17 protein-coding genes are annotated in these 26,851 nt (G+C 75.5%); 12 read left to right on the forward strand and 5 right to left on the reverse strand.

What is annotated here, in order from left to right:
* The first annotated feature begins 208 nt into the window (after positions 1 to 208).
* The 3 genes from ACFWIS_RS13830 to ACFWIS_RS13840 all read left to right on the forward strand — a co-directional run bounded on the left by ACFWIS_RS13830 (position 209) and on the right by ACFWIS_RS13840 (position 8,165).
* Positions 209 to 6,454, forward strand: coding sequence for a beta-ketoacyl synthase N-terminal-like domain-containing protein (locus ACFWIS_RS13830; protein WP_380453063.1), 6,246 nt, complete (start codon positions 209 to 211; stop codon positions 6,452 to 6,454).
* Positions 6,455 to 6,784: 330 nt separating this feature from the next.
* On the forward strand, positions 6,785 to 7,249 hold the full coding sequence (locus ACFWIS_RS13835; RefSeq protein WP_380453065.1) for a universal stress protein: 465 nt from the start codon (positions 6,785 to 6,787) through the stop codon (positions 7,247 to 7,249).
* A gap of 58 nt (positions 7,250 to 7,307) precedes the next feature.
* Positions 7,308 to 8,165 (forward strand): DNA-formamidopyrimidine glycosylase family protein, encoded by an 858-nt coding sequence (locus tag ACFWIS_RS13840; protein ID WP_380453067.1) that lies wholly within the window; start codon positions 7,308 to 7,310, stop codon positions 8,163 to 8,165.
* On the opposite strand, the gene ACFWIS_RS13845 is transcribed toward ACFWIS_RS13840, so the two are convergent.
* Entirely contained in the window at positions 8,113 to 8,748 is a 636-nt protein-coding gene (locus tag ACFWIS_RS13845) for a uridine kinase (RefSeq protein ID WP_380453069.1), read from the reverse strand. The genes ACFWIS_RS13840 and ACFWIS_RS13845 overlap by 53 nt on opposite strands.
* Before the next feature lie 101 nt (positions 8,749 to 8,849).
* Positions 8,850 to 10,160, reverse strand: a complete 1,311-nt coding sequence (locus ACFWIS_RS13850) for a PQQ-binding-like beta-propeller repeat protein (RefSeq protein ID WP_380453071.1) — start codon at positions 10,158 to 10,160, stop codon at positions 8,850 to 8,852.
* A 353-nt stretch (positions 10,161 to 10,513) separates the two neighbouring features.
* On the opposite strand from ACFWIS_RS13850, the gene ACFWIS_RS13855 reads away from it, so the two are divergent.
* From ACFWIS_RS13855 to ACFWIS_RS13885, 7 genes are all read left to right on the forward strand, one after another.
* Positions 10,514 to 13,096, forward strand: coding sequence for a SpoIIE family protein phosphatase (locus ACFWIS_RS13855; protein ID WP_380453072.1), 2,583 nt, complete (start codon positions 10,514 to 10,516; stop codon positions 13,094 to 13,096).
* A 36-nt stretch (positions 13,097 to 13,132) separates the two neighbouring features.
* Positions 13,133 to 14,797, forward strand: coding sequence for a sensor histidine kinase (locus ACFWIS_RS13860; RefSeq protein ID WP_380453074.1), 1,665 nt, complete (start codon positions 13,133 to 13,135; stop codon positions 14,795 to 14,797).
* Between the two features lie 124 nt (positions 14,798 to 14,921).
* Positions 14,922 to 15,590, forward strand: coding sequence for a response regulator (locus ACFWIS_RS13865; protein WP_380453149.1), 669 nt, complete (start codon positions 14,922 to 14,924; stop codon positions 15,588 to 15,590).
* Positions 15,591 to 16,144: 554 nt separating this feature from the next.
* A complete protein-coding gene (locus tag ACFWIS_RS13870; RefSeq protein WP_380453076.1) occupies positions 16,145 to 16,903 on the forward strand; it encodes a transglycosylase family protein in 759 nt (252 codons plus the stop codon).
* Between the two features lie 254 nt (positions 16,904 to 17,157).
* Positions 17,158 to 17,913 (forward strand): SDR family NAD(P)-dependent oxidoreductase, encoded by a 756-nt coding sequence (locus ACFWIS_RS13875; protein ID WP_380453078.1) that lies wholly within the window; start codon positions 17,158 to 17,160, stop codon positions 17,911 to 17,913.
* A gap of 176 nt (positions 17,914 to 18,089) precedes the next feature.
* Complete coding sequence (locus ACFWIS_RS13880) at positions 18,090 to 18,668, forward strand: TIGR03086 family metal-binding protein (RefSeq protein WP_380453080.1); 579 nt, start codon at positions 18,090 to 18,092, stop codon at positions 18,666 to 18,668.
* Between the two features lie 48 nt (positions 18,669 to 18,716).
* A complete protein-coding gene (locus ACFWIS_RS13885; protein ID WP_380453082.1) occupies positions 18,717 to 20,015 on the forward strand; it encodes an alpha/beta hydrolase family protein in 1,299 nt (432 codons plus the stop codon).
* Positions 20,016 to 20,229: 214 nt separating this feature from the next.
* Here ACFWIS_RS13885 and ACFWIS_RS13890 read toward each other — a convergent pair whose 3' ends face one another.
* A complete protein-coding gene (locus tag ACFWIS_RS13890) occupies positions 20,230 to 21,510 on the reverse strand; it encodes a helix-turn-helix domain-containing protein (RefSeq protein ID WP_380453084.1) in 1,281 nt (426 codons plus the stop codon).
* A 270-nt stretch (positions 21,511 to 21,780) separates the two neighbouring features.
* On the opposite strand from ACFWIS_RS13890, the gene ACFWIS_RS13895 reads away from it, so the two are divergent.
* Positions 21,781 to 22,173 carry a hypothetical protein gene (locus ACFWIS_RS13895; RefSeq protein WP_380453086.1) on the forward strand — a complete coding sequence of 131 codons (393 nt, stop codon included), beginning with the start codon at positions 21,781 to 21,783 and terminating at the stop codon, positions 22,171 to 22,173.
* 54 nt (positions 22,174 to 22,227) lie between these two features.
* Here the strand turns inward: ACFWIS_RS13895 and ACFWIS_RS13900 are convergent, their stop codons facing one another.
* Positions 22,228 to 22,692, reverse strand: a complete 465-nt coding sequence (locus ACFWIS_RS13900) for a (2Fe-2S)-binding protein (RefSeq protein ID WP_380453088.1) — start codon at positions 22,690 to 22,692, stop codon at positions 22,228 to 22,230.
* 15 nt (positions 22,693 to 22,707) lie between these two features.
* Complete coding sequence (locus tag ACFWIS_RS13905) at positions 22,708 to 25,257, reverse strand: molybdopterin cofactor-binding domain-containing protein (protein WP_380453090.1); 2,550 nt, start codon at positions 25,255 to 25,257, stop codon at positions 22,708 to 22,710.
* A 271-nt stretch (positions 25,258 to 25,528) separates the two neighbouring features.
* On the opposite strand from ACFWIS_RS13905, the gene ACFWIS_RS13910 reads away from it, so the two are divergent.
* Positions 25,529 to 26,779: an MFS transporter gene (locus ACFWIS_RS13910; protein WP_380453092.1), complete on the forward strand. Its 1,251-nt coding sequence runs from the start codon at positions 25,529 to 25,531 to the stop codon at positions 26,777 to 26,779.
* The last annotated feature ends 72 nt before the right edge of the window (positions 26,780 to 26,851 follow it).

Genomic DNA, 26,851 nt, shown 5'->3' on the forward strand with positions numbered 1-26,851 from the left:
CCCGGCATCGCCCGGCATTGCCCGGCATCTCTCCGGGTCGGAAGGCTATCCGCTGCCGGCTCGGACCCGGCGGGGCGCGGGTCCGCGGAATCCAGGAGAAGGGCCGTGGTGCCGCCGCCCGGAGGCGGAGCGGATTTGACGAACGATCACGCCACGCGTGACCGTTGCGACGACCCGTTCACCACACCGCGGAATGCAGGGGTGCCAGATGCACGAGCTGATCCTCCGTCGCGCATCGGAGCATCCGGACAAGACCGCCTTCGCCGACGCCCGCGGCGCGCTGAGCTACGGCGACCTGGCCCGCCACACGGCCCTGGTGGCGGGCAACCTCCGGGTCGAGCGCGGCAGCCGGGTGGCGCTGTACCTGGCCGGCGGGGTGCCCGCGATCACCGCGACCCTCGGCGTCGCCCGCGCCGCCGCGGTCGGCGTTCCGCTCGACCCGCGGATCGGTGACGACGACCTCCGGTTCCGCCTGGCCGACGGCGGAGCCGACCTGGTGATCACCGACCGCGCCCACCTGGCGCGGGCCCGACGGATGTCCGGTGTCCGGGTGGTGACGGTGGACGACCTGCTCGCCCCCACCCGTACGCCGGCCCGGGACGACCTCGAACCGGACGCGCCCGCCTGGCTGCACTACACCTCGGGGACCAGCGGGGACCCGAAGGGCGTGCTGTCGACCCAGGCTGCCTGGCTCCGGTCGGCCGACCACGCCTACCGGGGACTGCTGGGAATGTCCGCCGAGGACCACCTGCTGTGGCCGCTGCCGCTGTTCCACGCCTTCGGGCACTCGATGTGCGTGGTGGGCGTGCTGGCCCTGGGCGCGAGTGCCCACGTGATGGACCGCTTCACGCCGGAGGCGGCGGCCGAGCTCCTCCGCCGGACACCGTTCACGGCACTGGGCGGCGTACCGACGGTCTTCACCCAGCTCCTGGAAGCCGGGGCCCCGCTGCCGCCCCGCTGCCTGTCGGCCGGCGCTCCGCTGCCGGAGGAGTTGCGGGACCGGTTCCGCCGGGCGTCCGGCCACGAGCTGCACGACGGCTACGGCAGCACGGAGGCCTCCGGGAAGGTCGCCGTCGACGGCGTCGTGCTGCCCGGGATCGAGACCCGGTTCGTCGACGGCGAGATCCAGCTGCGGATGCCCGGCGCCGTCGGCTGGCAGGCCACCGGAGACCTCGGCCGGGAGGAGAACGGCCGGCTGGTGGTCACCGGGCGGGCGAGCGAGATCATCATCCGGGGAGGCGAGAACATCCACCCCGCCGAGATCGAGCAGGTGCTGGCCCGCTGCCCGGACGTCCGGGACGCGGCCGTGGCGGGGGAGCCCGACGCGGTGCTCGGCGAGGTGCCGGTCGGCTACGTCGTCGGTGACGCCGATCCGGCGGCGGTCCTGGCCTTCTGCCGTCGCCAGCTGCCACCGCACCGGGTACCGGAGGCGATCCGCCCGGTCAGCCGGATCCCGCAGACGTCCTCGGGCAAGCCGGCCCGGCGACGGCTGCGGTTCCAGTACGTGCTGGACCTGGTCCGCCGGGAGACCGAGGGGATCACCGGTCGGGCACCGGAGCCGGACCAGCCGTTCGCCGAGGCCGGTCTGGACTCGCTGGGCACCGTACGGCTGCGGGACCGGCTGGGCACCGGACTCGGGGTCGCGCTGCGCCCGTCCCTGGTGTTCGACCACCCCACGCCCCGCGCGGTGGCGGACCATCTGACCGGCGGGGCCGACGGCGGGCCGCCGCCCGCCCGCAGTGCCACCGAGCCGGTCGCGATCGTCGGCATGGCCTGTCGCTACCCCGGCGGGATCGCCGGCCCCGAGGACCTGTGGCGGGTGGTCGCCGCCGGCCAGGACACCATCACGGACTTCCCCACGGACCGCGGCTGGCCCCTCGACGAGCTGTTCCACCCCGACCCCGACCACGTCGGCACCAGCTACGTGACGCGTGGGGGCTTCCTCGCCGACGCGGCCGACTTCGACGCGGCGTTCTTCCGGATGTCACCGCGGGAGGCCCTGACCACCGACCCCCAGCACCGGCTGCTGCTGGAGACGGCCTGGGAGGCGGTCGAACGGGCGGGGATCGCCCCCGAGTCGCTGCGCGGCAGCAGCACCGGTGTCTTCGTGGGCCTGATGTACAACGACTACGCCGGCCGGTTCCGGGGCGCCGACCACGAGCTCCTGCCCCAGCTCGCCCTGGGCTCGGCGGGCAGCGTGGCGTCCGGGCGGATCGCCTACGGACTGGGCCTGCACGGGCCGGCCCTCACCCTGGACACCGCCTGTTCCTCCTCCCTGGTCACCATGCACCTCGCGGCGGACTCGCTGCGCAGCGGGCAGTGCGACCTGGCCCTGGCCGGGGGTGCCACGGTCATGGCGAGCCCGGACAGCTTCGTCGCCTTCAGCCGACAGCGCGGCCTCGCCCCCGACGGACGGGTGAAGCCGTTCTCCGCCGCCGCCGACGGCACCGTCTGGTCGGAGGGGGTGGGACTGCTGCTCCTGGAGCGGGTCGAGGACGCGGTGCGCAACGGCCACCCGATCCTGGCCCTGCTGCGCGGCTCGGCGGTCAACCAGGACGGGGCCTCCAACGGCCTCACAGCGCCCAGCGGCCCCGCCCAGGCCGCGGTGATCCAGCAGGCGCTGGCCGACGCCGGGCTGAACGGCGCCGACGTGGACGTGATCGAGGCCCACGGCACCGGCACCGCCCTGGGCGACCCGGTCGAGGCGGCCGCGCTGCTCGCCACCTACGGCCAGGACCGGCCGGCCCCCGTCCTGGTCGGCACCGTCAAGTCCAACCTCGGGCACACCCAGGCGGCCGCCGGGGTCGCCGGGGTGATCAAGACCGTGATGGCGATGCGACACCGCACGGTGCCCGCCACCCTGCACATCGACGAGCCCTCCCGAGAGGTCGACTGGACGGCCGGCCGGGTCCGCCTGGTCACCGAGCCGACGCCCTGGCCGGCGCGGGACCGTCCGCGCCGTGGCGCGGTGTCGGCGTTCGGGATCTCCGGGACCAACGCGCACGTGATCGTCGAGGAGTACGAGCAACTGCGGACGGCGTACCTCTTTCCGGGGCAGGGGGCGCAACGGCCCGGGATGGGGCGGGAGTTGGCAGCCCGGCACCCGGTGTTCGCCGCGGCCTTCGAGGAGGCCTGCGCGCACCTGGACCCGGCGGTGCGGGAGGCGGTCGACACCGAGCTGGTGCACCGCACCGACATCGCCCAGGCGGCCCTGTTCGCCTACGAGGTCGCCATGTTCCGCCTGTTGGAGTCCTGGGGGTACCGCCCGGACGCGCTGATCGGGCACTCCGTCGGGCAGATCGCGGCCGCCCACGTCGCGGGCGTCCTGTCGCTGCCCGACGCCGCGCGGCTCGTCACCGCCCGCGGACGGCTCATGCGGCGGCTGCCGCCGGGCGGGGCCATGGTCGCCCTCCGGGCCGCCGAGAGCGAGGTCCGGCTCACCCCCCGCACCGCGATCGCGGCCGTCAACGGCCCGGACTCGGTCGTCGTGTCCGGGCCGGAGGAGGAAGTCCTCGCCATCGCCGCCGGGTTCGAGCACGCCACCCGGCTCACCGTCAGCCACGCCTTCCACTCGCCGCTGATGGACCCCGTGCTGGCGGAGTTCGCCCGGGTGGCGGAGAGCCTGACGTACCGTCCGCCGACGATCCCGGTCATCGGCGCCCGCCCGGACGATCCGGGCCACTGGGTGCGACACCTGCGCGAGACGGTCCGCTTCGCCGACCACGTGGCCGCGGTCGAGGGCGCCACCCTGGTCGAACTCGGCCCGGGCAACACCCTCGGCGCCCTCGTCGAAGGGGTCGTCCCCACCACCGACCCCGAGCGGGCGGCGGCCCGGCTGCGGGGCACCCGCGGCTTCCGACGCCGGCGCTACTGGCTCGACCGGGGCGCCGAGCATCCGCTGATCGAGTCGACCGTCGTCGTGCCCGGTTCGGGCGAGGTGGTGTGCGTCGCCGACCTCAGCCCCGCCTGGCTGCTCGACCACGTCGTCGACGGGACCGCGCTGGTGCCCGCCACGGCGATCCTGGAACTGGTGCTGTACGCCGGGGAGCGGGCCGGGTGCGCCAGCGTCGGGGAACTGGTCCTGCACACCGCGATGCCGCTGCCCCGGACCAGGCGGGCCGAGGTCGTCGTCCGGCCGGCGGAGCCCGACGGCGCACGGCCGTTCGAGGTCTACGCGAACGGGGTCCGCTGCGCGAGCGGCCGACTGGACTCCGGGCCGCCCCCGCAGGTGGAGACCGGCGAGTGGCCCCCGCCGGGCGCGCAGGAGCTCGACGTCGAGCACGCCGACTACGGTCCGGCGTTCCGCGGGCTGAGCCGGATGTGGCGCCGCGGCGACGAACTCTTCGGCGAGGTGCGCGGGGAGTTCCCCGACGCCGGACGGTTCGCCCTGCACCCCGCCCTGTTCGACGCGGCCCTGCACCCGGCCCGGCTGCTCACCGGCGGGGTGCCGTTCGTCCTGCGCGGCGTGCACCTGCTGGCCCGGGGCGCCACGGCCCTGCGCGTGCGCATCCGCGCGGGGCGGATCGACGTGACCGACCGGACGGGCCGACCGGTGGCGTGCGTCGAGTCGCTCACCGCGCGGACGACCGGAACCGGCCGGGGCTCCCTGTTCCGCCCGGAGTGGCAGCGGGTGCCGGAACCCCCGCGGGGCAAGCTGCTGGAGGTGCCGGCCGGGGACGCGCCCGCCGCCCTGGCACTCGTCCTGCGGGAGTTGCAGGCCGATCACGAGCACCTGACCGTCCTGGTGCGGCCGGACGACCTCGCCGGAGCGGCGGTGGCCGGCCTGGTCCGGGTCGCGCAGCGGGAACACCCCGGCAGGTTCACCCTGGCCGAACTCGGTGACGAGGGGCCCGAGACCGTCGCCGAACGCGCGGAGCTGGTCCCCGTGGCCGGCGGCGGCGCCTTCGCCTGGCGGGGGACCGTCCTGGTCACCGGTGGCGGCGCGCTGGGCCGGGCGGTCGCCGACCACCTGCGGGACAAGGGCGTGCGCGTCGTCGTCGCCAGCCGCAGCGGCGAGACCCGCCTGGACGTCACCGACCGGGCGGCGCTGGCCGCACTGGTCGACTCGATCGAGGACCTGCGGGCCGTCGTGCACACCGCCGGGGTCCTCGACGACGGGATCCTGGCCTCGATGACTCCGGAACGCCTGGCGTCCGTGTGGCGCCCCAAGGCCGAAGCCGCCTGGCACCTCCACGAGCTGACCGCACACCGGGACCTCGACGCCTTCGTGCTGTTCTCCTCGGCGGCCGGCGTGCTCGGCCACGCCGGACAGGCCAACTACGCGGCGGCCAACAGCTACCTGGACGAACTCGCCCGCCACCGGCGGCGGGCGGGGCTCCCCGCGCTCTCCCTGGCCTGGGGCCCGTGGACGGTCGGGATGATGGCCGACCGGACCGCCGGTCCCGGCCCGGTGCCGCTCACCCCGGCGGAGGGCGTGGCGCTCCTGGAGTCGGCGCTGGGCAGCGACGAACCGGTCCTGGTGCCGATCGCCTTCGACCGGACTCCCCGGCCGGAACCGCGGCGCGCAGCGGAACCGGCCCGGCCGACGAACCTGCTGGAACTGGTGTGCGCCGAGATCGCCGCCGTACTGAGCTACCCGGAGGTGGATCCGGACACCCCGGTCCCCGACCTCGGCTTCGACTCGCTGACCTCGGTCGAGCTTCGCAACAGGCTGGAGGAGCGGACCGGCCTGCGCCTGCCCGCCACCGTGGTGTTCGACTCCCCCACGCCGAGGGCGATCGCCGAGCAGCTGCGCCCGCCACCGGCCCCGGGAACGCTCGCCTTCCTGTACCACAGGCTGTGCGGGCTGGGCCGCCACCAGGAGGCCATGCACCTGCTCGTCTCCGCCTCGTGGGCGCTGCCGTCGGCGGCGACGCTCCCGCCGGTGGCCCCGACGCGACTCAGCGCCGGCGATGGCGACAGCGACGGCGAGGGGCCGGCGATCGTCTGCTTCCCCGCCTTCACCTCGCCACCCGGGGAGTACCGCCAGCTGGCCCGGCACCTCCCGGGCCTGTGGCTGCTCCCGCACCCGGGGTACGAGGGCGGCGAGGTGCCGGAGGACGTGGAGGCGCTCGTCCGGACGCACGCCGCCTCGATCAGGCGGCTCGGCCGGCCGGTGGTGCTGCTGGGTCGCTCCACCGGCGGCCTGGTCGCCCAGGCCGTCGCGGGGCGGGTCGGCGCCGAGGCCGTGGTGCTGCTGGACACCCACCCCGTCAGGGACGAGGAACGGCTCACCGGACTGGCGGCCCGTACCGCGGTCAGGCTGGACGAGCCCGCGCTCGCGGCGATGGGCGCGTACGTGCGCATCTTCCTGGGCCGGCCGGAGGAGACGGTCGAGCCCACCCTGCACCTGCGTCCCGGCGACGTCCCGGGAGACCACCACTCGATGCTCGACGAGCACGTGGCGACGACGGCGGCGGCGATCCGGACGTGGCTCGCCCGGACGGTGAACTGATCCCGGCTCCGGATCCCGGCCCCACTGACCCCGGCCCCACTGACCCCGGCCCCACTGACCCCGGCCCCACCGTGGCCCGGCTCCACAGACCCCGGCCACGGTGGGGCCGGGCCGGGCTGTGCTGGAGCGGGTGCGCCGAGCGGGCGAGGGGCGCGAACGGGTGGTTGACTCGAACCCGGTCTGCGATCGGCCCTGTCGGCCCTGACGGTGTTCCACCCCACGGCTTCACCCAGGTCGGTCGGGCTCAGCAGTGAGACCTGTCGCCTTCCGGCACACGGCACAGCCGGAACCCGGCACGGGCAAACCCGGACCAAGCGAAGGAGCACCCACATGAGTGGCAAACCCCGGATCGTCGTCGGCGTGGACGGCTCGCCCGCCTCCGAGCAGGCCCTGCGCTGGGCCGTCGACTACGCCGAGGCCGTCGGCGGCACCGTCAACGCCGTCGCCGCCTGGGAGTACCCCGCCTTCTACGGCTGGGGCGGGACGGCCGCCCCCACCGACGTGTCCTTCAACCCGGAGGAGCTGGCCGGCCAGACGCTCGCCGGGAGCGTCGCCAAGGTGGTCGGCGCGGACCCGCCCGTAGCGGTCACCGAGAACGTGCTGCCCGGCAACGCGGCGGGTGTCCTGCTGCAGGCCGCCAAGGGCGCCGCGCTGCTGGTCGTCGGCAGCCGTGGCCTCGGAGGCTTCTCCGGCGTGCTGCTCGGCTCGGTCAGCCGCCACGTCACCGAGCACGCGCCCTGCCCGGTGGTCGTGGTGCGCGAGGGCCGGACGGCGGACGGTGCGGCCGAGGATTAGGGTCCGTCCGGCCGAGGGCGGTGCCGCGCCGGGCCGCCGTGCGGATCAGAATGGAGTCATGCCAGAAGGTGACTCCATCTACCGCGTGGCGGCCCGGCTGCACGGGGCCCTCGCCGGACAGTTGCTGACCAGCGCGGAGCTGCGAGTGCCCGCCCACGCCACCGCCGCCCTCGCCGGGCGCCGGGTGCTGGAGGTCCGCCCGCGCGGCAAGCACCTGCTCGCCCGCCTCGACGGCGGCCTCACCCTGCACACCCACCTGCGGATGGACGGCCACTGGGAGGTCTACCGCCCCGGCGAGCTCTGGACCGGCGGCCCCGCCCACCAGATCCGCGCCGTCCTCGGCACCGAGCAGGGCACCGCCGTCGGCTACCGGCTGCCCGTCGTCGAGCTGCTGCGCACCACCGACGAACACCGGGCCGTCGGCCACCTCGGCCCGGACCTGCTCGGCCCCGACTGGGACCCGGTCGAGGCCGTCCACCGGCTCACCGCCCGCCCCACCCGGCCGCTCGTCGAGGCCCTGCTCGACCAGCGCAACCTGGCCGGGATCGGCAACGTCTACGCCAACGAGCTGTGCTTCGTCGCCGGGGTGACCCCGTGGACCGAGGTCGGTGAAGTCCCGCACCCCGACCGGCTGGTGGAGCGCGCCCGGCAGATGCTCGACGCCAACAAGCTGCGCCCCGGCCACGTCACCACCGGTGACACCCGGCCCGGCTACCGGCACTGGGTCTACGGCCGCGCCGGCCGGCCCTGCCCGCGCTGCGTCACACCCGTGCTGGCCGGCCGCCAGGGCGAGGCCCCCCGGGACCGGGCGGTGTTCTGGTGCCCCTACTGCCAGCGCGGACCGGCCCCGGAGGTTTCCGCGGTCACGGCCGCTCGACCAGGGCGGGGTGCCGCGGGTCGTCCACCCGGACGGTGAGGTCGGCGGCCTCGGCCGGCCCGGTCTCCGCCTCGTAGCGGGCGAAGGCGGGCAGCGTCCACTGCCGGTCGGCCGGGGTGCGGCGGGCCAGCGCGGCCGGGGTGAGCGCCAGGTGGACGGTCAGGTCGAGCGGCAGCCAGCGGCCGAGCAGCAGCGCGCCGTCCAGCAACAGCACGCCGCCGGGCGGCAGCCGGACGTACGGGGCGCGGGTCGAGCGGTCGGTGGCCGGATCGCGCAGCGAGGGCAGCACCCGGCCGGTGCCGCCCGGCTCCAGCGGGTCCAGCACCTCGCGCAGCAGCGCGCCGTCGTCCAGCCAGAGGTCGTGGAAGGCGTCCGCGTCGTGGTGGCCGTACTCCAGCCGGATCGAGGCCGGGCGCAGGAAGTCCGCCGCCGACACCCGCAGCGTGGGCCGGCCGCGCAGCCGCAGCGGCTCCACCAGGGCGTCGGCGAGCAGCTCGGGCCGGGCGGGCCCGGCGCCGTCCACGGCGATCCGCAGCCACCGCTCGCCGGCGCCGGGCAGTTCGGTGATCCGGTCGGCGAGCAGCTCGGCCAGCTTCTCGGGGGAGATCGGGCGTACCTTCACCAGACCAATCCTGCCGGGCCGGGTGGGCGGCGGTGCGGGCGGGGCGGCCGGGTACGGCCGGGTGCGGGTGGGTGCGCCGGACCGGACGGCCGGGGCGGGCGTCAGAGCAGCGGGAGTGCGTGCAGGACGTCGTCGTGGCCCGCGTAGAGGCGACGGTCGTCGACGGCGACCGCCCAGACGTCCCGGCCGGGGCCGGAGTCGCGGAAGGTCCAGAGCAGTCGGCCGGACCGGGTGTCGATCGCGCACACCCCGCCCGCCGCGGGCCCCGGGACGAACAGCGTGCCGACGGCGACCAGCGGACGGCTGCGGCGGTCCAGCAGGAACGGCACCCGGCAGGTCCAGCGCACCGCGCCGGTCTCCGTGTCGTGCGCGGTGACCACGCCGTCGTCGCGCGGGACGTACACCTGGGGGCCGTCCGGCAGCGGCGGCAGCGCCCGCCAGGACTCGCCGCGGGCGGGGGAGGCCGTCCAGTCCGGCTCGCCGGAGACCCGCAGGGTGCGGACACCGCCGGTGCCGTCCGGGAGGTAGAGGCGCCCGGCGTCGGCGGCGCACCAGCGCAGGTCCTCCTGGCCGGGGGCGGTCCACAGCTCCTGGCCGTCGGCGGCGCGCCGGACCACCAGCAGCGAGTGGTCGCCGAGGGAGCGGGCGCAGGCGAGGTACTTCCCGTCCGCGGCGAGCGGGGTGACCGGCAGCTCCTGTTGGACGGCGGGCAGGGACCAGAGCAGCGAGCGGTCGGTGGGCCGCAGGGCGAACACCCGGTTCTCCGCCGAGGTCTGCTCCGGGCGGCCGCGGCCCCAGGCGAAACCGAAGAGGACCCCGCCGTCCATGCCGGTGAGCTTGCACTGGCCCTGCAGCTCCTCCGGCAGCGGCAGGCTCCAGTCGCCGGCCGGATCGCTCAGGTGGTGCGCGTCCAGGTGACCCTTCGACTCGGTGCTGAACAGGTGCTCCGGCCCGATCGCGACCTTCCCGCCGGGCAGTTCCAGGTCGCTCGGCCAGTCCGTGGGCCGCGGCGGGTCGAACACCAGCAGCCGCCGGGGATCACCGCCCGCCGGGTCGAGGACCTGCAATCCGGCCTTGGACAGGAACACCGGGCGCGGCGGCGGGGCGAGCAGCCGCTCGGGGGTCATCGCCTGCGCGCCCCGGTACGTCCACAGCGGCGCCGGCCCGGACACCCCGGTCGGCTGCGGCCTGCTCGGGCCCGGCGTCGGCCCCCTGCCCGCACGGCTCAGCGCCCACGCCGCCCCGCCGACCGCCAGCGCCCCGGCCCCGGCCAGCAGCCCGCGCCGGCTCAGCCGCGGCCCGCCCCCGTCCGGGCCCTGGCCGATCACGTCCCCGGACACCCCGCCGGCCCCGTCCACCGGCCCGTCCCACTGCCACGCCGCCTCCCGCGCGGGCCCCTCGGACGACTTCATGCGGCCCTCGCCTCCACCCCCGGCGGCCACCGCGCCACCACCCGCCGCGAGGATATCGAACAGTCCCCGAACCATCCGAAGTCGTCGCTGTGCTCCACTCGGCCGTGGCACACAGCACAGGCCCACGGGGAGCCGGTCGCACCGGGCCGGTGACCTGTTCACGGGCGTGGTGAAGGCCGTGGTCCCGTATCCCGTGGAGATCGACCTCACCGAGCTGTAGGGGTTCACCCTCCCGGCGGATGGTCGACGAGGCCGGTGAGGGCGTCCGCGTTGGTGCCGGAGGGGGCGGAGGTGGACCGGAGGCGGTGGGGGTTCGCCTTGACACGGTTCCGGGGCGGACGTAGCAAGGGAGCATGCGCCATCCGCAGGTGACCGGTGGGGCCGGCGATCCGGTCGGGGGGACGGGCCCGGAGGTGGAGCACCGGCGGGACGAGCTGTTGGCGGAGGCCGTCCGGGGGGCGTTGGGGTCGACCGGGGCGTACGCGGCGATGGTGTACCTGCGGTCGCCGGACGGGCGGTCGCTGGTGCTGCGCACCCTGGCCGGGGTGCCGTTGTCGATCATGAGCCCGTTCCGGCGGATCGCCGCGGCCGGGCCGCTGCCGGTGGCGGTCTGCTTCCGGAGCGGCCGGAGCATCGAGCTGTCCGACTCCGAGGACACCATGCGGCGCTTCCCCCAGCTCGCGGTCGGCCTGCCGTACGAGATCGTCTCGGCCTGCGTGCCGGTGGGGCACGGCGGGGAGCGGTTCGGGGTGCTCAGCGTGCTGTGGCCGGCCGCGGACGAGGGCGGGCCGGCCCGGGAGGGCCCGCAGCTGACCGCCATCACCTCCCGACTGGGCGCCGGACTGGCCGAGCTGGTGGCCTCCGGGCAGCCGGTGGAGCCGGCCGGGGACGCCGCCGTGGTGGAGCTGCCGTCGGCGTCCGCGCCGAGCACCAGGGTCGGGCTGTTCGACTGGGACGTGGCCACCGGCGCGCTCGCCGCAGACGTCGGGTTCCGGGAGATCTTCGGCTTCGCGCCCGGCGAGTTCGACGGCACGGTGGGCTGCCTGACCGGGCGGATCGCCCCCGGGGACGTGCCCGGGTTCCGGGCCGCGGCCCGGACCGCCCTGGAGCGCGGCGAGGTGCTGGCCGCCCGGGTGCGGGTGCTCGGACCGGCCGGCCACCCGCACCCGGTGGAGCTGTGGGCCCGGGTGCCCGGCGCGATCTCCGACGGCCGGACCCACCTGGTCGGTGCCGTCCTGGACGTCAGCACCCTGACCGCCGCCGCGGCCGCCGTCGAGCGGCTGCACGAGGGTGTCCTCGCGCTCGACCCGGACGGTCTGATCAGCTACGCCAACCGGGCCGCCGAGCCGTTGCTGCGGGCGAGGGCGGCGGACCTCGTCGGCCACCACCCGTGGGAGGTGCTGCCCTGGCTCGCCGACCCCTTCTACGAGAACCGCTACCGCGCCGCCCTGCTCTCCCAGCAGCCCACCGCCTTCCTGGCCGCCCGCCCGCCGGACGGCTGGCTGGCCTTCTCGCTCTTCCCCGACGCGCACGGCGTCACCGCCCGGGTGGTCGCCGCCGAGGCCCCGCCGGGCACGGCCGAGCCGCCGGCCGCCGTGCTCTCCCCGGCCACCGCCGGCGCCGGCGGGGGCGGCGGTGGCGGTGTCGGGGGCGTCGGCGGTACCCACCACCTGCTCCAGCTGGCCAGTGCGCTCACCGAGGCCGCCACCGTGCGCGACGTGTGCCGGGCGGTGGCCGAGGAGATCCTCCCGGCCTTCGGCGGCCAGGAGCTGGCCATCTACGGGGTTCGCGAGCAGCGGCTGCACCTGGTCTCGCAGAGCGGCTACCCCGACGGCTTCCTGGACGGCTTCGAGGGCACCCCGCTCGACGCCCGGGTGCCCGGCGCCGAGACCCTCAGCACCGGCACCCCGATCTTCTTCGAGTCGGTGCGCGAACTCGCCGCCGCCTACCCGGGCCTCGCCCTGGACGAGATGGGCGCCTGGGCCTTCCTGCCGCTGATCGCCTCCGGCCGGCCGGTCGGCAGCTGCATCCTCGGCTTCGACCGGGCGCACCCCTTCACCGTCGAGGAGCGCGGCCTGCTCACCGGCCTCGGCGGCTTCATCGCCCAGGCGCTGGAGCGCGCCCGGCTCTACGACGCCGAGTTCGCCCTGGCCCGCGGCCTGCAGCAGGCCCTGCTGCCGCACCGGCTGCCGCAGGTGCCCGGGATCCGGACCGCCGCCCGCTACCTGCCCGGCACCCAGGGCATGGAGATCGGTGGCGACTGGTACGACGCGATCATCACCGGCGCCGACCTCACCCTGGTGATCGGCGACGTCGAGGGCCACAGCGTCGCCGCCGCCGCCGCGATGGGCCAGCTGCGCAGCGCCGTCCGGGCCTTCGCCAGCGGCGGCGAGCCGCCCGACCGGGTGCTCACCCGGACCAACCGGCTGCTGCTCGACCTCGACCCCGGGCTGCTCGCCAGCTGCTGCCTGGTCCGGCTCACCCCCGCCGACGGCACCGTGCGGATCGGCCGGGCCGGGCACCTGCCGCCCGTGCTGCGCCACCCGGACGGGCGGGCCGAGGCGCTGTACGTCCCGGGCGGGCCGCTGCTCGGCGTGGACGACGGAGCCTCGTACCCGGTCACCGAGCTGCGGCTGCGGCCCGGCTCGCTGCTCGCCCTGTACACCGACGGGCTGGTGGAGGACCCGGCGCTGGCGATCGACCAGGGGGTGGACCGGCTGCGGGCGGCGCTGGCGCACGGGCGGCCCGGGGAGGAGCTGGAGGAGCTGGCCGAGCGGCTGATCCGGGAGGTCGGCTCGACCGGGCGGGTGGACGACGTGGCGCTGCTGCTCACGGTCTTCGGGGAGGCCGGCGGCTCGGGCAGCGGCCCCGGAGCGGCGACTTTCGTCGGCCCCGGAACGGCGACTTTCGTCGGCCCCGGAGACGACGAAGGGTGACCGCGGCCCGGACGGCCGCCCGGTTAGCCTCGACGGGTGGACGCGATCGCACGGGCCTGGTCGAAGGTGGTACGGACGGCACTCCCGGGGCCGTGGCGGCCCCGGCGGGTGGTGGGCGAGGCGGTGGTGGCGCTGCTGCTGGCCGTGCTCACCGGGCTGCTGGAGCTGGTCGCCGGCACCGGTCTGGCCTGGCCCTTCGGTCTCGCGGTCGCGGTGCTGTGGGTGCTGCGGCGCGGCTTCCCGGCCAGCGTGCTGGTGCTGACCGGGGCGATCGCGGGCTGGTCGGTGGGGCCGGTACTGCTGTTGGTGTGCGCGGGCTGGGTGGCCGGGGCGCGGATCGGCCGGGTGTGGCGGCTGGTCGGCGCCTTCGTGCTGAGCTACCTGGTGTTCTCCACCTTCGGGATGCTCAAGGACGGCGCCACGGGCTCGTCCAAGCTGATCATCGGACTGTCGCTCGGCGTCTTCCTGGTCTTCGCCGTGCTGCCCGCCCTCTACAGCCGCTACCGGGCGCAGCGCCGGGCCCTGCTGGACGCGCTGCGCGAGCGCAACGACCAGCTGGTGCGCGAGCGGGCGATGGTGGTGCACCAGGCCCGGCTGCGCGAGCGGCACCGGATCGCCCAGGACATGCACGACAGCCTGGGCCACCAGCTCGCCCTGATCTCCGTGCACTCGGGCGCGCTGGAGGTGGACCGCACCCTCAGCGACCGGCAGCGGGAGGCGGTCGGGGTGCTGCGGCAGGCGGCGGTCGCCGCGATGCGCGAGCTGCGCGAGGTGGTCGGGGTGCTGCACGACGAGTCGACGGCCCTGCCGCCGGCGGCAGGCGCCCCCGGCCCGGCGCCCTCCCGGGGCGGGGTGGACGGCGTCGAGGGGCTGGTGGAGTCCTCCCGCGCGGCCGGAGCGGAGGTGGTGTTCCGTACCGAGGGGGAGCGGCGGGCGCTCGCGGCGGCGGTCGACCACGCCGCGTACCGGATCGTGCAGGAGGCGCTCACCAACGCGCACAAGCACGCCCCCGGCGCACCGATCGCGGTCGCGCTCCGGTACGAGCCGGACGCGCTGGTGGTGGAGGTCACCAACCCGGGCGCGCCGGAGCTGGTCGGCGCGCGCGCCGGCGCGGGGGCGGTGGTGAGCGGCGGACAGGGGCTCACCGGCCTGCGGGAGCGCGCCCGGCTGGTCGGCGGGATGGTGCACGCCGGTCCGACGCCCGAGCAGGGCTTCCGGCTGGCGGCCGTCCTCCCGTACGAGGGGGCGGAGGCCGAGGGCGCCGCCGCGCTGACGGCGGAGGAGGACTGGATGTCCGGTCTGCCGCCGGCCGACGGGGCGGAGGACGGCCGGCGCCGCCCGGCGCTCGGCTGTGCGGCCGGGGTGGGCGCGGTCACGCTGATCGTGGCGGGCCTGGTGGCCTGGGGCGTGGTGGCCTTCGTCCGGGGCGCCAGCGACTCGACGGTGTCGCAGTCGCTCTACGAGCAGATCAGGGTCGGGGAGTCGAGGTCCGAGGTGATGCGGCAGCTGCCGCCCGGCAACGACTTCTTCACCTCCGACTACCAGCAGGCGGGCCCGCCCAAGCCGGACGACTCGCACTGCCGCTGGTACTCGCTGGCGAAGGCGGAGACGGGCGACTCCTGGTCGGACGACCACGCGGCGCGGTTCTGCTTCAAGGGCGGGGTGCTGGTGGAGAAGGTGGAGTACGTCAAGAAGAGCTGACACCGTCCGCCCCGGCCGCCGAGGCCGGGCGCGTCGGGCCGGGGCGGCCCGGGCGGGGGACGGCGGGGGCGGGGATGTGAGGATGGTGCTCCAGTCGCACCACCGTTCGAGGGGAATGACCAGCGTGATCCGAGTCCTCGTCGCCGACGACGAGCCGCTCATCCGGGCCGGGATCAGGATGATCCTGGGGTCGGCCGATGACATCGAGGTGGTCGCGGAGGCCGCCGACGGCCGGGAGGCGCTGGAGCTGGCCCGGGCGCACCGGGTGGACGTCGTGCTGCTGGACATCCAGATGCCGGTGATGGACGGGCTGACGGCGCTCGGGGAGCTCGGGAGGGTCGCCCCCGGCGCGCGGGCGATCATCCTCACCACCTTCGGGGAGCGCGAGAACGTCCTGCGCGCCGTGACCGAGGGCGGCGCCGGGTTCCTGCTCAAGGACACCGCGCCGAACGAGCTGATCCAGGCCGTCCGTGCGGCGGCCGGCGGGAACGCCTTCCTCTCCCCGGCCGCCACCCGGCACATCGTCGACTCGCTGGCTTCCGGGCGTAGCGGCTCGGCGGCGGCCCGCGGGGCGGAGGCGCGGCGCCGGCTGGAGGTGCTCACCGGGCGCGAGCTGGAGGTGCTGGCGCTGCTCGGGGAGGGGCTGTCCAACGCGGACGCGGGGGCCCGGATCCACATGAGCGAGGCGACGGTGAAGACGTACGTCAGCCGGATCCTGGCCAAGCTGGGCTGCGAGAACCGGGTCCAGGCGGCGCTGCTGGCGCGGGACGCGGAGCTCGACGTCCGTAGCTGAGCGTCCTCGCGCGATCGCGGACGGTGTCGGTGGTGACGGATCCCACTCGATCGCCTTGCCGAACGGGGAACTCCGGATGTCGTGGTGACGGCCCGTCAGTGATCGGTGACGGGCCGTCGACGGTGTGCGGGACTTCACGGATGGACAGATGTGAGCGCGAGCACGGAAATTGATCGTTCGATCTTTAAAATGCGGTCAAAACCGGTCGAACCGGGCATTGTTTCTTGATCGATACCGCCGGTAACAGTCAACTGACCTGCGATGACCAAGAATTGCTTGCTGTGCCCCGGACATGCCCCTAGCTTTCTTGGCGGCGCAACGAGCGCCACCCGGGTTCACCCCGACGCACGGCCCGCCGACTGACCCCCGGCGCGAGGGCGGTGCCCGCCGACGAGACCGGCTCGAACAGGCCGTCGGCGAGTGGAGGTGACCGGGGCGGCACGGCACGTCCGACACGTGTCCGGCCGCCCGACGAGTGAGGTGAGCGCGACCGACCGGCCCGTGTCCCGGGCCTGGTTCCGCCTGCCCGCCCGGGGCTTGTCGAGAGGACATTCATGACTTCCCGTCACGAGACCGCCGCTGCCACCGACACCACCGCCACCGTCAAGCGCAACCGCCTGCGGCTGGCGGTCATCGCGGGCGCCGCCATAGCGGCCCTGCCGGTGGCCGGCCTCGTCACGGCCACCTCGGCCTCCGCCGCACCCTCCTCGGCCTGGGACTCCGTCGCCCAGTGCGAGAGCGGCGGGAACTGGAGCATCAGCACCGGCAACGGCTTCTCCGGCGGACTGCAGTTCACCCCCTCCACCTGGGCCGCGTACGGCGGAACCGCGTACGCCCCCCAGGCCAACCAGGCGACCAGGGCGCAGCAGATCGCCGTCGCCGAGAAGGTGCTCGCCTCGCAGGGGCCGGGCGCCTGGCCCGTCTGCTCCAAGAAGGCCGGCCTGAGCAAGGGCGGCGCCCCGGCCGCCGTCGACACCGGCTCGGACGCGGGCCCCTCGGCGGCCAAGCCGGCCCAGCGCTCCACCAAGGCGGCCCCCAAGGCCGCCCAGCACACCGCTCCCAAGGCCACCCCGAAGGCCAAGTCGCCCGCCGCGGAGGCCCCGCAGGGCCGTCCGTCGGCCAAGCCGGCGCAGTCGGCCCCGGCGGCGGAGCGGAACACCTCCGGCGGCAGCTACACCGTCAGGAGCGGTGACACGCTGAGCGACATCGCCGCCAAGTTCGGCGTCGACACCGACAGCCTGTACGGCAAGAACGTGCGCACCATCGGCGCCGACCCGGACCTGATCTTCCCGGGGCAGACGCTGACCGTCTGACGCGGCTCCACACCGGCGGCCACCCCTGTGCGGGGGTGGCCGTTCCGGCGCGTTCGTGGGTCGCGTCGTACTGCCGGTGGTCGCACCACCGGGGCGCGCGGAGTCGTAGTTGAAGATTGAACGCAACGTCCGAATACCGCCGGAGACGTCAAGGAATCCGGACCAGGATCGACCCGTACCCCGAGAGCGGCACACCGGCCGGACACACCGGCGGGGGCGCGATCGGAACACGGTGAACGAGGAGATCCGAAGACATGACGATGAACGGTGCGGCGGCGCTCGACGGCAAGGTGGCCCTGGTGACCGGCGGCAGCCGGGGGATCGGGGCGGCCATCGCGCTGCGGCTGGCCGAGGACGGCGCCCATGTGGCGCTGACCCACCAGGGCTCGGCCGAGCGGGCCGAGGAAGTGGTCGCGAAGATCACCGCGATGGGCCGGACCGGCTGGGCCGTGCGGGCCGACAGCGCCGACCCGGCGGCGGTGCGCGCCGCGGTGGCGGAGGTCGCCGAGCGGTTCGGGCGGCTGGACGTCCTGGTGAACAACGCGGGCGCCGGCGCCGGCGGGCCGATCGAGGAGGCCTCGATCGAGGAGATCGACCGGGTGCTGGACGTGAACGTCCGCGCGCCGTACCTCTACGCCCAGGCGGCGGTCGAGCACCTGGCCGAGGGCGGGCGGATCGTCAGCATCGCCAGCTGCATCGCCCAGCGCGTGGTCTTCCCCGGTGCCGCGCTCTACGCGACCAGCAAGGCCGCGCTGATCGGCCTGACCAAGGCGCTGGCCAGGGAGCTCGGCCCGCGCGGGATCACCGTCAACCTGGTCCACCCGGGCCCGATCGACACCGACATGAACCCGGCCGACGGCCCCTCCGCCGACTTCCAGCGCGGCTTCGTCGCCCTAGGCCGCTACGGCACGGTGGCGGAGGTGGCGGGCGCCGTCGCCTACCTGGTGGGCGAGGACGGACGGTACGTCACCGGCGCCGAACTGTCGGTGGACGGCGGGTTCGCCGCCTGACGCCCAGGGCCTGTCCGGCAGGGGCGGCGGTGTCGTGCCGGGCGGTCGTCGGTGACCGCGCTTACGATCGCCCGGCACGACCCGTGCGCCCCCGGGCCCTGTCCGGCGGATCCTGCCGCGCGCCGATCCGACACGATCCGCCGGACAGGACCCAGACCCCGACCGAGAGGTGTGCCATGACCGCGGTGGACGACCCGATCGACCTGCTCGCCCGGGCCCTCGCCCAGACCGCCGGGCTGATCGACGGCACCGGTGTCGAGCTGGCCGGCCACCAGACCCCTTGCCAGGCCTGGGACGTCGGCGATCTGATCAGCCACCTCCTCCACGACCTGCGGCAGTTCACCCTCCGGGCCGAGGGCGGCCGACCGGACTGGTCACAGCCCTTCGACCGGGTGGAGGAGGACTGGCTGCACGCCTTCGAAGCCGGCGCCGAACGGCTCGTCCAGGCCTGGCGCGCCGCCGGGGACCTCACCGGCACCGTGCCGGGGCCCGGCGGGGGCACCCTCCCGGCCCGCTTCGCGGTCGACCAGCAGACCACGGAATTCGCCGTCCACGCCTGGGACTTGGCGCACGCGACCGGCCAGTCCACCGACGGGCTGGACCACCAGGTGGCCGATGCGGCGCTCGACTGGGCGCACGGCGCCCTCAAACCCGAGTACCGCGGCGAGGCCTTCGGCCCCGAAGTCCCCGCGCCGGCGGACGCCCCGGCGTACGACCGGCTGGCGGCGTTCTTCGGCCGCGACCCGGGCGCGTGACCCGGCGGTCGGCGGAGCCAAATCCTGCCCCTGATACGGTTCCTGACCATGGGGGATGATCAGAGACGAGTGACCGAGGCGGCCCGCGCGTTCGCCGCACTGCTGCGGGCCGAGGACTTCGCCGAGGCCGTCGAACTGTTCGCGCCGCCGCTGCGGGCCGCCGTCCCGGCCGAGGCGCTCCGGCTCGCCTGGGCGACCGAGACCGACGGGCGCGGCGGGGTGACGGCGATCGGCGAGCCGGAGGCCGAGGAGGTGGCCGGGGAAGAGGCCGAGGAGGTGGCCGAACCCGGTGGCGAGCCGGTGCGCGTACGCATCCCGGTGAGCTGCGCGGACGGCGGCTTCACCGTGGTCACCTCGGTCGGCCCGGACGGCCTGCTGCACGGACTGCGGCTGGACCCGGGCGACGGCGCCGCCTGGCAGCCGCCGCCGTACGCGGACCCGGCGCGGTTCACCGAGACCGACGTGCTGCTCGGCAGCGGACCGCTCGCCGTCCCCGGCACCCTCACCCTGCCGATCGGACCGGGCCCCTGGCCCGCCGTGGTGCTGCTCAGCGGCGGCGGCGCCTTCGACCGCGACGAGAGCAGTGGCCCCAACAAGCCGCTCAAGGACCTCGCCTGGGGGCTCGCCACCCGGCGGACGGCCGTCCTGCGCTTCGACAAGCCGACCTTCACCCACCCGGACCGGCTGCCCGCCGGCTTCACCATGGCCGACGAGTACCTGCCGCCCGCGCTCGCCGCCCTCGACCTGCTCCGCGCCCGCCCGGAGATCGACGCGGACCGGCTCCACCTGCTCGGCCACAGCATGGGCGGCAAGGTGGCGCCCCGGATCGCCGCGGCGGCGGAACCCCCGGTCGCGGGACTGGTGTTGCTGGCCGCCGACGCCCAGCCGATGCACCAGGCGGCCGTCCGGGTGGCCCGGTACCTCGCGGCGCTGATGCCCGGACCGCAGCTGGAGCAGCTGGTGGAGACCCTGGTCGGGCAGGCCGCGGTCGTGGCGGGCCCCGAGCTGACCCCGGACACCCCGGCGGACGCGCTGCCGTTCGGACTCTCCGCCGCGTACTGGCTCGACCTGCGCGACTACGACCCGGTGGCCACGGCCGCCGGCCTGTCCGTCCCGATGCTGATCCTCCAGGGCGGCCGGGACTACCAGGTGACCGTCGAGGACGACCTGACGCGCTGGCGGCGGGCCCTCGCCGACCGGCCCGGGGTGACGGTGCGGGTCCACCCGGAGCTCAACCACCTCTTCCTGCCGGGCGACGGCCCCGCCACCCCGGCCGAGTACGCCCGGCCCGGGCACGTGGCGGCGGAGGTGCTGGAGGGCATCGCGACCTGGCTGGACGGCCGGTAGGGGCATGCTGCGCCGGGGGCGTTCGCCGGGGGCGTTCGCCGGGGGCGTTCGACGGGGGCGTTCGCCGGGGGCGTTCGACGGGGGCGTTCGCCGGGGGCGTTCGCCTGGGGCGTTCGGCTGGGCCTGCGACGGGGGCGCTCGGTAGGGGTGTTCGACCGGCCCTGATCCGCGCCTGAGGGTCGGGGTCGGTGCAGCGCGGCCGTGGGGTGGGCGCTCAGCGGAGGACGACGAGGACGGCGTCCCACTGGGCGGTGGTGCGGCCGGTGGCGGTGCAGTGGGTGGCGTCGGCATCGGTGCCGGTGGCGATCCGGTGGGCGGTGGTGAGGCGGTCGTGGGAGAGCTGGAGGACGGGCAGCGCGGTCCAGCCGGCGGCGAACTCGGGGGCGGTGCCGCCGTTGCTGCCGACCGCGCCCACCAGGAGGTCGCCGGGTTCGCAGCCGGAGCTGCCGGCGGTGGTGAAGGCGGACCCGCCGGCGTCTCCGGAGGCGGGGGAGAAGGCGCGGAGGGTGCTGACGCCCCGGAACTCGTCCACGGCGACGTGGAAGTCCTCGGAGCGCGGATAGCTGGCGCGGATCGAGTCGGCGGTGGTGAGGGCGGCGGCGTCGAAGGCGGCGAGCACCAGGACGCGGTGGCGCAGTGCGTCGGTGACGTCGCCGAGGAACTGGAAGCGGTCGCCGTGGCTGTCGGTGACCGTGACCGGTCCGGGGCAGGTGCCGGTCAGCAGCACGGACACCACCAGGGCGTCCCCGCGGGCGACCGGGGCCAGCACCGGCAGGGTGAAGTCCGTGCTGGTGGCGGCCTGTTGGCCGAAGGCCGTCCGGGCGACCCAGTCGGGGGGCGGCGTTCCGGGGCCGGGCGGGCCCGGAGTCGGGTGTTCGCCGGGCGCGGGGAGGTCGGGGTCGGCGCTCGGGCAGTCGTGCATGGCGGACTGGGCGCCGGCTGGGGCCGGGGACCGGGCAGCGGGTGTGCGGTCGGCGAGCAGGCCGAGGGTGCCGAGGACGCCGAGCGCCAGCCCCAGGAGCAGGCTGAGCGCGTGGGTCCAGAGCCGGGTGCGCGGCGGCCGGGCCGGCGCGGCGGGCGGGGCGATCCGTACGGCCCCGGACAGAGTCGGGACCGGGGTCGGGGCCGGGGTCGGGACCGGGGTCGCGTCCGGAGGCGCGGGCGCGGGCGCGGGCGCGGGGGCGGTCGGCGGCGCCGGAATGACGACTTCGGCGGGTGGTTCCCCCTTGACGGCGGCCCGCCAGCGGTGGTGCCACTCCTCCTCGTCCCCGCCGCACGCGCTGACGAAGGCCCGGGTGGTGGGCCAGGAGGGGAGCCGGGAGCCGGAGGCGGCCTCGTAGAGCGTGGTGTGGGAGATCGAGCCGACGGCCTTGGCCATGGTGCGGAACGAGGGCTGGCCGGCGTCCAGTCGGAGGGTGCGCAGCTGACCGGCGAAGTTCTCGGCGGCGGTCGGCGGTTTTCGCGTGGCTCGCGGCTCCTGCTGGTGTTCCGCCATGACGGCCCCCTGTTGTCAGCTGTCAGATCCTTCGGTGCCGCTGCTTGCTTGTCGCGTACGGATCATAGCGATGGGTGACGGCGGTGAAGGGGCGATTCGTCGACTCCGGTCGGCGGAAGGCGTGTTCGGCAGGCGTGTCAGCTGTTGTCAGTTCCTGTCAGGCGGTACCGAACAGTGCCGGTGATCGGGTCAGCTGGCTCCGCCGTCGAGGTCGACGGGGTTGGCAACGGAGCGGCCGGACCAGGCGTCCGGCCGGACAGGAGGACCCTCATGGTCAAGAACATCATGAAGAAGATCGGGCGGCGCGGGGCGACCACGGCGGCCGTGCTGGCACTGGCGGCCGGCGCGGTGGGCATCTCGGCCGGCAGCGCCTCCGCCGACGGCTGGTACTACCTCCAGTACCACGCCAGCGGCCACGGCGTGGGTGTCTACTCGCAGCCGAACTCCTGGTCGGCCAAGGTCGCCGCCGACGTGTACTCGTACTCGTGGTCCTCGGACGACATCTACATCGAGTGCTGGACCCGGGGCGAGGACATCAACAACCAGGGCAACGTCTGGTACCAGATCGGTGGCACCAACGGCAACTTCTTCGGAACGGCGTACACCTACGGCGCCTACACCGACGGCAACTGGTACTTCCACAACGGCCTGCGCGCGTGCTGACGGCCGGTTGACCCGGCTGTGCCCCGCCCGGCGAACGGGCGGGGCACAGCCGCGTCAGTGCGCCGCCCGGGTCGCCGCCGCGCGCTTGATCGCCTCGCGGATGCGGGGGTAGCTGCCGCAGCGGCAGATGTTCTGGATCTGGTCGATGTCGGCGTCCGTCGGCGCGGGGGTGCGGTGCAGCAGGGCGACGGCCGTCATGATCTGGCCGGGCTGGCAGAAGCCGCACTGGGCGACGTCGCAGTCGATCCAGGCCTCCTGCACGGGGTGCAGGGTGTCGCCGTCGGCGAGGCCCTCGATGGTGGTGACGGCGCGGCCCTCGCAGTCCTTGACGGTGCGGGTGCACGGCTGGAACTCCTGGCCGTCGAGGTGGCTGGTGCAGGCCCGGCAGACGCCCACCCCGCAGCCGTACTTGGGGCCGGTGACGCCGAGCTTGTCGCGGAGCACCCAGAGCAGCGGCATGTCGTCCGGGGCGTCGACGCTGACGGGCTGCCCGTTGAGGACGAAGGTGTGGGTGGGCATGGGGAGTCGATGTCCTCAGAAGTCGATCGGGAAGGAGCGCGGGCTGGTGCCGGTGGCGCGGGCGTAGGCGTTGGCGACCGCGGCGGAGGCGGCCGGGACGCCCAACTCGCCCGCGCCGCCGGGGGATCCGCCGGGCGGCATGAGGTGGATCTCGACCGTCGGCGGGCTGTTGCGTTGCCGGGCGTAGCGGAAGTCGGCGTAACTCCCCTCCCGGAAGGCGCCGTTGTCCAGATGGTTGCCGGCCTGCAGGATGACCGAGATGCCGTCGATCAGGGCGCCGGTCAACTGGGCCTCCAGACCACAGGGGTTGATCACCTGGCCGACGTCGGCGGCGATGACGGCCTTGGTGACCCGGGGGTTGGCGCGGTCGGTGGCGTCGAGCTCGACCAGGTAGGCGACCCGGCCGCCGTTCTCGTCGTGGTAGCCGACGCCCTGGGCCTGGCCGTCGGGCATCGGGCGGCCCCACTTCCCGGCCTTGGCGACGGTGTCGAGCAGGGCCTGCCCGGCGGCGTCGCGCACCCGGGCGCGGCGGAAGGCGACCTCGTCCTGGCCCATCCTGCGGGCCAGTTCGTCCATCATGATCTCGTCGGCGACCCGCACCATGCCCGAGTAGACGGAGCGCCAGCTGCCGGTGTGCACCTGCAGCGGCACCTCGGCGAGCAACTGGGTGGGGATGCCGACGTCGTACGGGTTCTTCTCGGTGAGCAGGAAGAAGGCCTGGGCGAGGCTGATCCCGGCGACGGAGAGGTTGAACCCGGCGCCGGTGAGGGCCTCGCCGAGGCCGTGCGAGAGGTCGGTGCGGACGGTGGCCGCGCGGTGCTCCCAGGTGAGGATCTGGCCGAGGCCGTAGGTGGCGCGGATGCGGTGGTGGCTGGCGGGGCGCATCCGGCCGTGGCGCATGTCGTCGTTGCGGGTCCACATCAGCTTGACCGGGCGCCCGGCGGCCTTGGAGACCTGGGCGGCCTCCAGGGCGGCGTCGAAGAACAGCCGGCGCCCGAAGGAGCCGCCGCCGCGCACCACGTGGACGGTGACGGCGTTCTGCGGCAGGCCGAGTTCGGCGGCGATGGTCTGCTGGGCGATGATCGGGCTCTGCGCGGCGAACCACAGCTCGGCGCGGCCGGGCCGGACGTCGGCGACGGCCGTCAGCACCTCCATCGGGGCGTGGTTGACGAACGCGAAGTCGAACTCGCCGTCCAGGTACGGGGTGAGCAGCGGCGGCAGCAGGAACGGCGCGTGGGCGGCGCGCAGCCGGGCCTGGACGTCGGCGGTGGAGAGGTCGGCGACCGGGCCGGGGTTCCAGGTGGTGCGCAGCGCGTCGCGGGCCTTGAGCGCCTGGTCGAAGGTCTCGGCGAGGACGGCGACGCCGGTGGGGATCTGCACCACGGCGAGCACGCCGGGCATGGCGCGGGCGACCGAGGCGTCCAGCGACTTGAGGGTGCCGTTGACGGTGGTCGGGCGGGCGACGACGGTGGGCGCGGCGCCCGGGATCCGGAGGTCTCCGGCGTACTCGGCGCGTCCGGTGACGATGTCGCGGGCGTCGATCCGGCCGGTGGGCCGGCCGACCAGACGGCGCTGGTCGGCCGGCTTGGGGGTGGCGGGCACGGCGGGCACGATCACGGCGGCGGCGTCGGCGGCGAGTTCGCCGAAGCCGAGCCGGCGGCCGTCGGGGGCGAGCACCGCTGAGCCGGCGGTGCGCAGGCCGCCCGCGGGAACGTTCCAGCGGTGGGCCGCGGCCGTGACCAGCCGGGCGCGGGCGGCCGCGGCCGCGGCGCGCACCGGGTCGTACAGCGAGCGCACCGAGTTGGAGCCGCCGGTCAGCTGGTTGAAGAGCAGTTCGGGGCGGCCGTTGGAGAGCGGCACGTCCACGTCGGTGAGTTCGGCGTCGAGTTCGTCGGCGACCAGCACGGCGATCGCGGTGGTCAGGCCCTGTCCGACCTCCAGCCGGGGCAGGTACAGCGCGGCACGCCCGGCGGGGGTGATTTCGAGCACCAGCAGGTGGGAGGTCGGCAGTCCGGCGAGGATCATCGCGTCGCCGAGGTCGAGGACGTCGGGGATGCCGGGCAGGCCGAGCAGCTGCGGGGGCGCGGAGGCCCCCCGGGTGGCCGCGGCGGCCTCGGCGGTGCGGACGGCGGCCCGGGCGGTGGCGGGTGCGGCGGCGTCGAGGCCGAGCCGGGCGGCGACGGTGAGGGTGGGGGCGGCCAGAAGGTAGGTGAGGAAGCGGCGGCGGCCGGTGTCGTCGTCGGCGGGGCGGGCCGGCTCGTCGTCAGGGGGGTCGGCGGTGTCCGAGGGCGCGATGGAGGTGCTGATGGGAGGAAACCCTTCGAGCCGGGGACGGCGCCGGATCGGGCGGGCACGGACGGCCCCGGCCCCGGAGCCGGATCGCGAACGCCGTCGAGCATAGGAGGGCGCTACTGACGGGTCAACACGGTCAATCTTGGCCCTCCGGTCGGCTGGTGGAGGTGTCCGGTCCGCTTCCGGCGGGGGAGTCCGAGCGGGTACGGACGGCGCTTCGGCCGGGCGGGCGGGGGCGGCGTCGGGCTGCGCCGGATCCGGTCGACGGGCCAACGGGCGGCTGTCGCACGGGAGTTCACGGATCGCCCGGCGGTGCGCCCGGCGGTGCGGTGGGTGGCGCGGTGGGTGGTGGGCCGCGGTGTGGAAGTGGCCCAGGTGGATGCAAGATCAATGGATCTGTCGGATGGTCCACTTCTTCCCTAGGCTGGGCGCTGCCCCACCACGGACCGCCCCGAGCGGTTGTGAACGGGTGGCCCGCGCGCCGCCCGTCCGCAGTCCGTCGTCCCGAATCGCAGTCCGCAGTCCGCAGTCCGACAGGAGACACGTGCCGAACCAGAGCGCCGCCCGGCTCGCCCTGCTGCCCCCCGCCGGCCCCCAGCGCACCCTCGCCGCAGCCCAGTTGGCGAGCGCGGTGGGCGACGGCGCCTACTACACCTGCTCCGCGCTCTACTTCACCCGGGTCGTCGGCATGTCGCCGACCGCCCTCGGTCTGGGCCTCGCGGTGGCCTGGGCGCTCGGCTCGCTGGCAGGCGTGCCGCTCGGCCACCTCGCCGACCGCCGCGGCCCGCGCCGCACCGCCGTGACGCTCGCGCTCGCCACCGCCGCCGTGGTCGCCGTCCTCCTGGTGGTCCGCTCGTACGCCCCCTTCCTGCTCGCCGTCTGCCTCTACGCCACCGCGCAGTCCGGCCTCACCGCCGCCCGGCAGGCGCTGGTCGCGGGCCTGGTGCCGCCCGCCGAACGCACCGGCCTGCTCGCCCACCTGCAGTCAACCCTCAACGGCGGACTCGCCGTTGGCGCCGCCATCGGCGGCATCGCGCTCACCGTCGGCACCCGGACGGCCTACCTCGGCGCCTTCGCCGTCACCGCGCTCGGCTTCCTGGCCGGCGCCCTCGTCCTCCGAGGGCTGCCGGAAGTCCCGCCCGCGCCACGGGAGTCGGGCACCGGCCCGCGCCTTGCCGTGCTGCGGGACCGCCGCTACGCCGCCGTCACCCTGGTCAACACGGTGCTGCTGCTGCGGATGCCGATGCTCAGCCTGATCCTGCCGCTGTGGATCGCCCAACGCGCCCCCGGCCTCGGCTGGCTCGGCTCGGTGCTGTTCGTGCTCAACACCCTGGCCGTACTGGCCTTCCAGGTCCGGGCGGCGCGCGACGTCAGCGGACTGGACTCCGCCGTCCGGGCGGTGCGCTCGTCCGGGGTGCTGCTGCTCGCCTCCTGCGTGGTCTGCGGGCTGTCCGTGCTGGACGTCCCGCTGTGGGTCTTCGCCGCCCTGCTGGTGGCCTCGGCCGTCCTCCAGGTCGCCGGCGAGATGCGCCAGTCGGCCGGCTCCTGGCAGCTCGGCTTCGACCTCGCGCCGCCCGAGCGGATCGGCCAGTACCAGGGCTTCTTCGGCACCGGCGTGGCCGTCGCCCGCACCCTCGGACCGCTGCTGCTCACCGCCCTTCTGCTGGACGGCGGGCTCGCCGGCTGGCTGGTGCTGGGCGCGGTGTTCCTCGCCGCCGGGTACGCGATGGGCCCGGTGGCCCGCTGGGCGGCTCGCGACCGGGCGCCGCTGGCAGCGGCGGCGGCCGCCTCGTAGGGCGAGTCCGGGCCTGTCCGCCGGACTCGCCCAGGGCGGCGCCGGGCAAACCGGTGGCCCCGGCCCGCCGTC

Origin of the sequence: Kitasatospora sp. NPDC127060 (assembly GCF_042724935.1) — a bacterium.
Classification (GTDB): domain Bacteria; phylum Actinomycetota; class Actinomycetes; order Streptomycetales; family Streptomycetaceae; genus Kitasatospora.

Bases quoted from the DNA above. Each gene is read 5' to 3' on its own strand.
- ACFWIS_RS13830 (WP_380453063.1), top strand. From the start codon at position 209: ATGCACGAGCTGATCCTCCGTCGCGCATCGGAGCATCCGGACAAGACC.
- ACFWIS_RS13835 (WP_380453065.1), top strand. From the start codon at position 6,785: ATGAGTGGCAAACCCCGGATCGTCGTCGGCGTGGACGGCTCGCCCGCC.
- ACFWIS_RS13840 (WP_380453067.1), top strand. From the start codon at position 7,308: ATGCCAGAAGGTGACTCCATCTACCGCGTGGCGGCCCGGCTGCACGGG.
- ACFWIS_RS13850 (WP_380453071.1), bottom strand. From the start codon at position 10,160: ATGAAGTCGTCCGAGGGGCCCGCGCGGGAGGCGGCGTGGCAGTGGGAC.
- ACFWIS_RS13855 (WP_380453072.1), top strand. From the start codon at position 10,514: ATGCGCCATCCGCAGGTGACCGGTGGGGCCGGCGATCCGGTCGGGGGG.
- ACFWIS_RS13870 (WP_380453076.1), top strand. From the start codon at position 16,145: ATGACTTCCCGTCACGAGACCGCCGCTGCCACCGACACCACCGCCACC.
- ACFWIS_RS13875 (WP_380453078.1), top strand. From the start codon at position 17,158: ATGACGATGAACGGTGCGGCGGCGCTCGACGGCAAGGTGGCCCTGGTG.
- ACFWIS_RS13880 (WP_380453080.1), top strand. From the start codon at position 18,090: ATGACCGCGGTGGACGACCCGATCGACCTGCTCGCCCGGGCCCTCGCC.
- ACFWIS_RS13885 (WP_380453082.1), top strand. From the start codon at position 18,717: ATGGGGGATGATCAGAGACGAGTGACCGAGGCGGCCCGCGCGTTCGCC.
- ACFWIS_RS13890 (WP_380453084.1), bottom strand. From the start codon at position 21,510: ATGGCGGAACACCAGCAGGAGCCGCGAGCCACGCGAAAACCGCCGACC.
- ACFWIS_RS13895 (WP_380453086.1), top strand. From the start codon at position 21,781: ATGGTCAAGAACATCATGAAGAAGATCGGGCGGCGCGGGGCGACCACG.
- ACFWIS_RS13900 (WP_380453088.1), bottom strand. From the start codon at position 22,692: ATGCCCACCCACACCTTCGTCCTCAACGGGCAGCCCGTCAGCGTCGAC.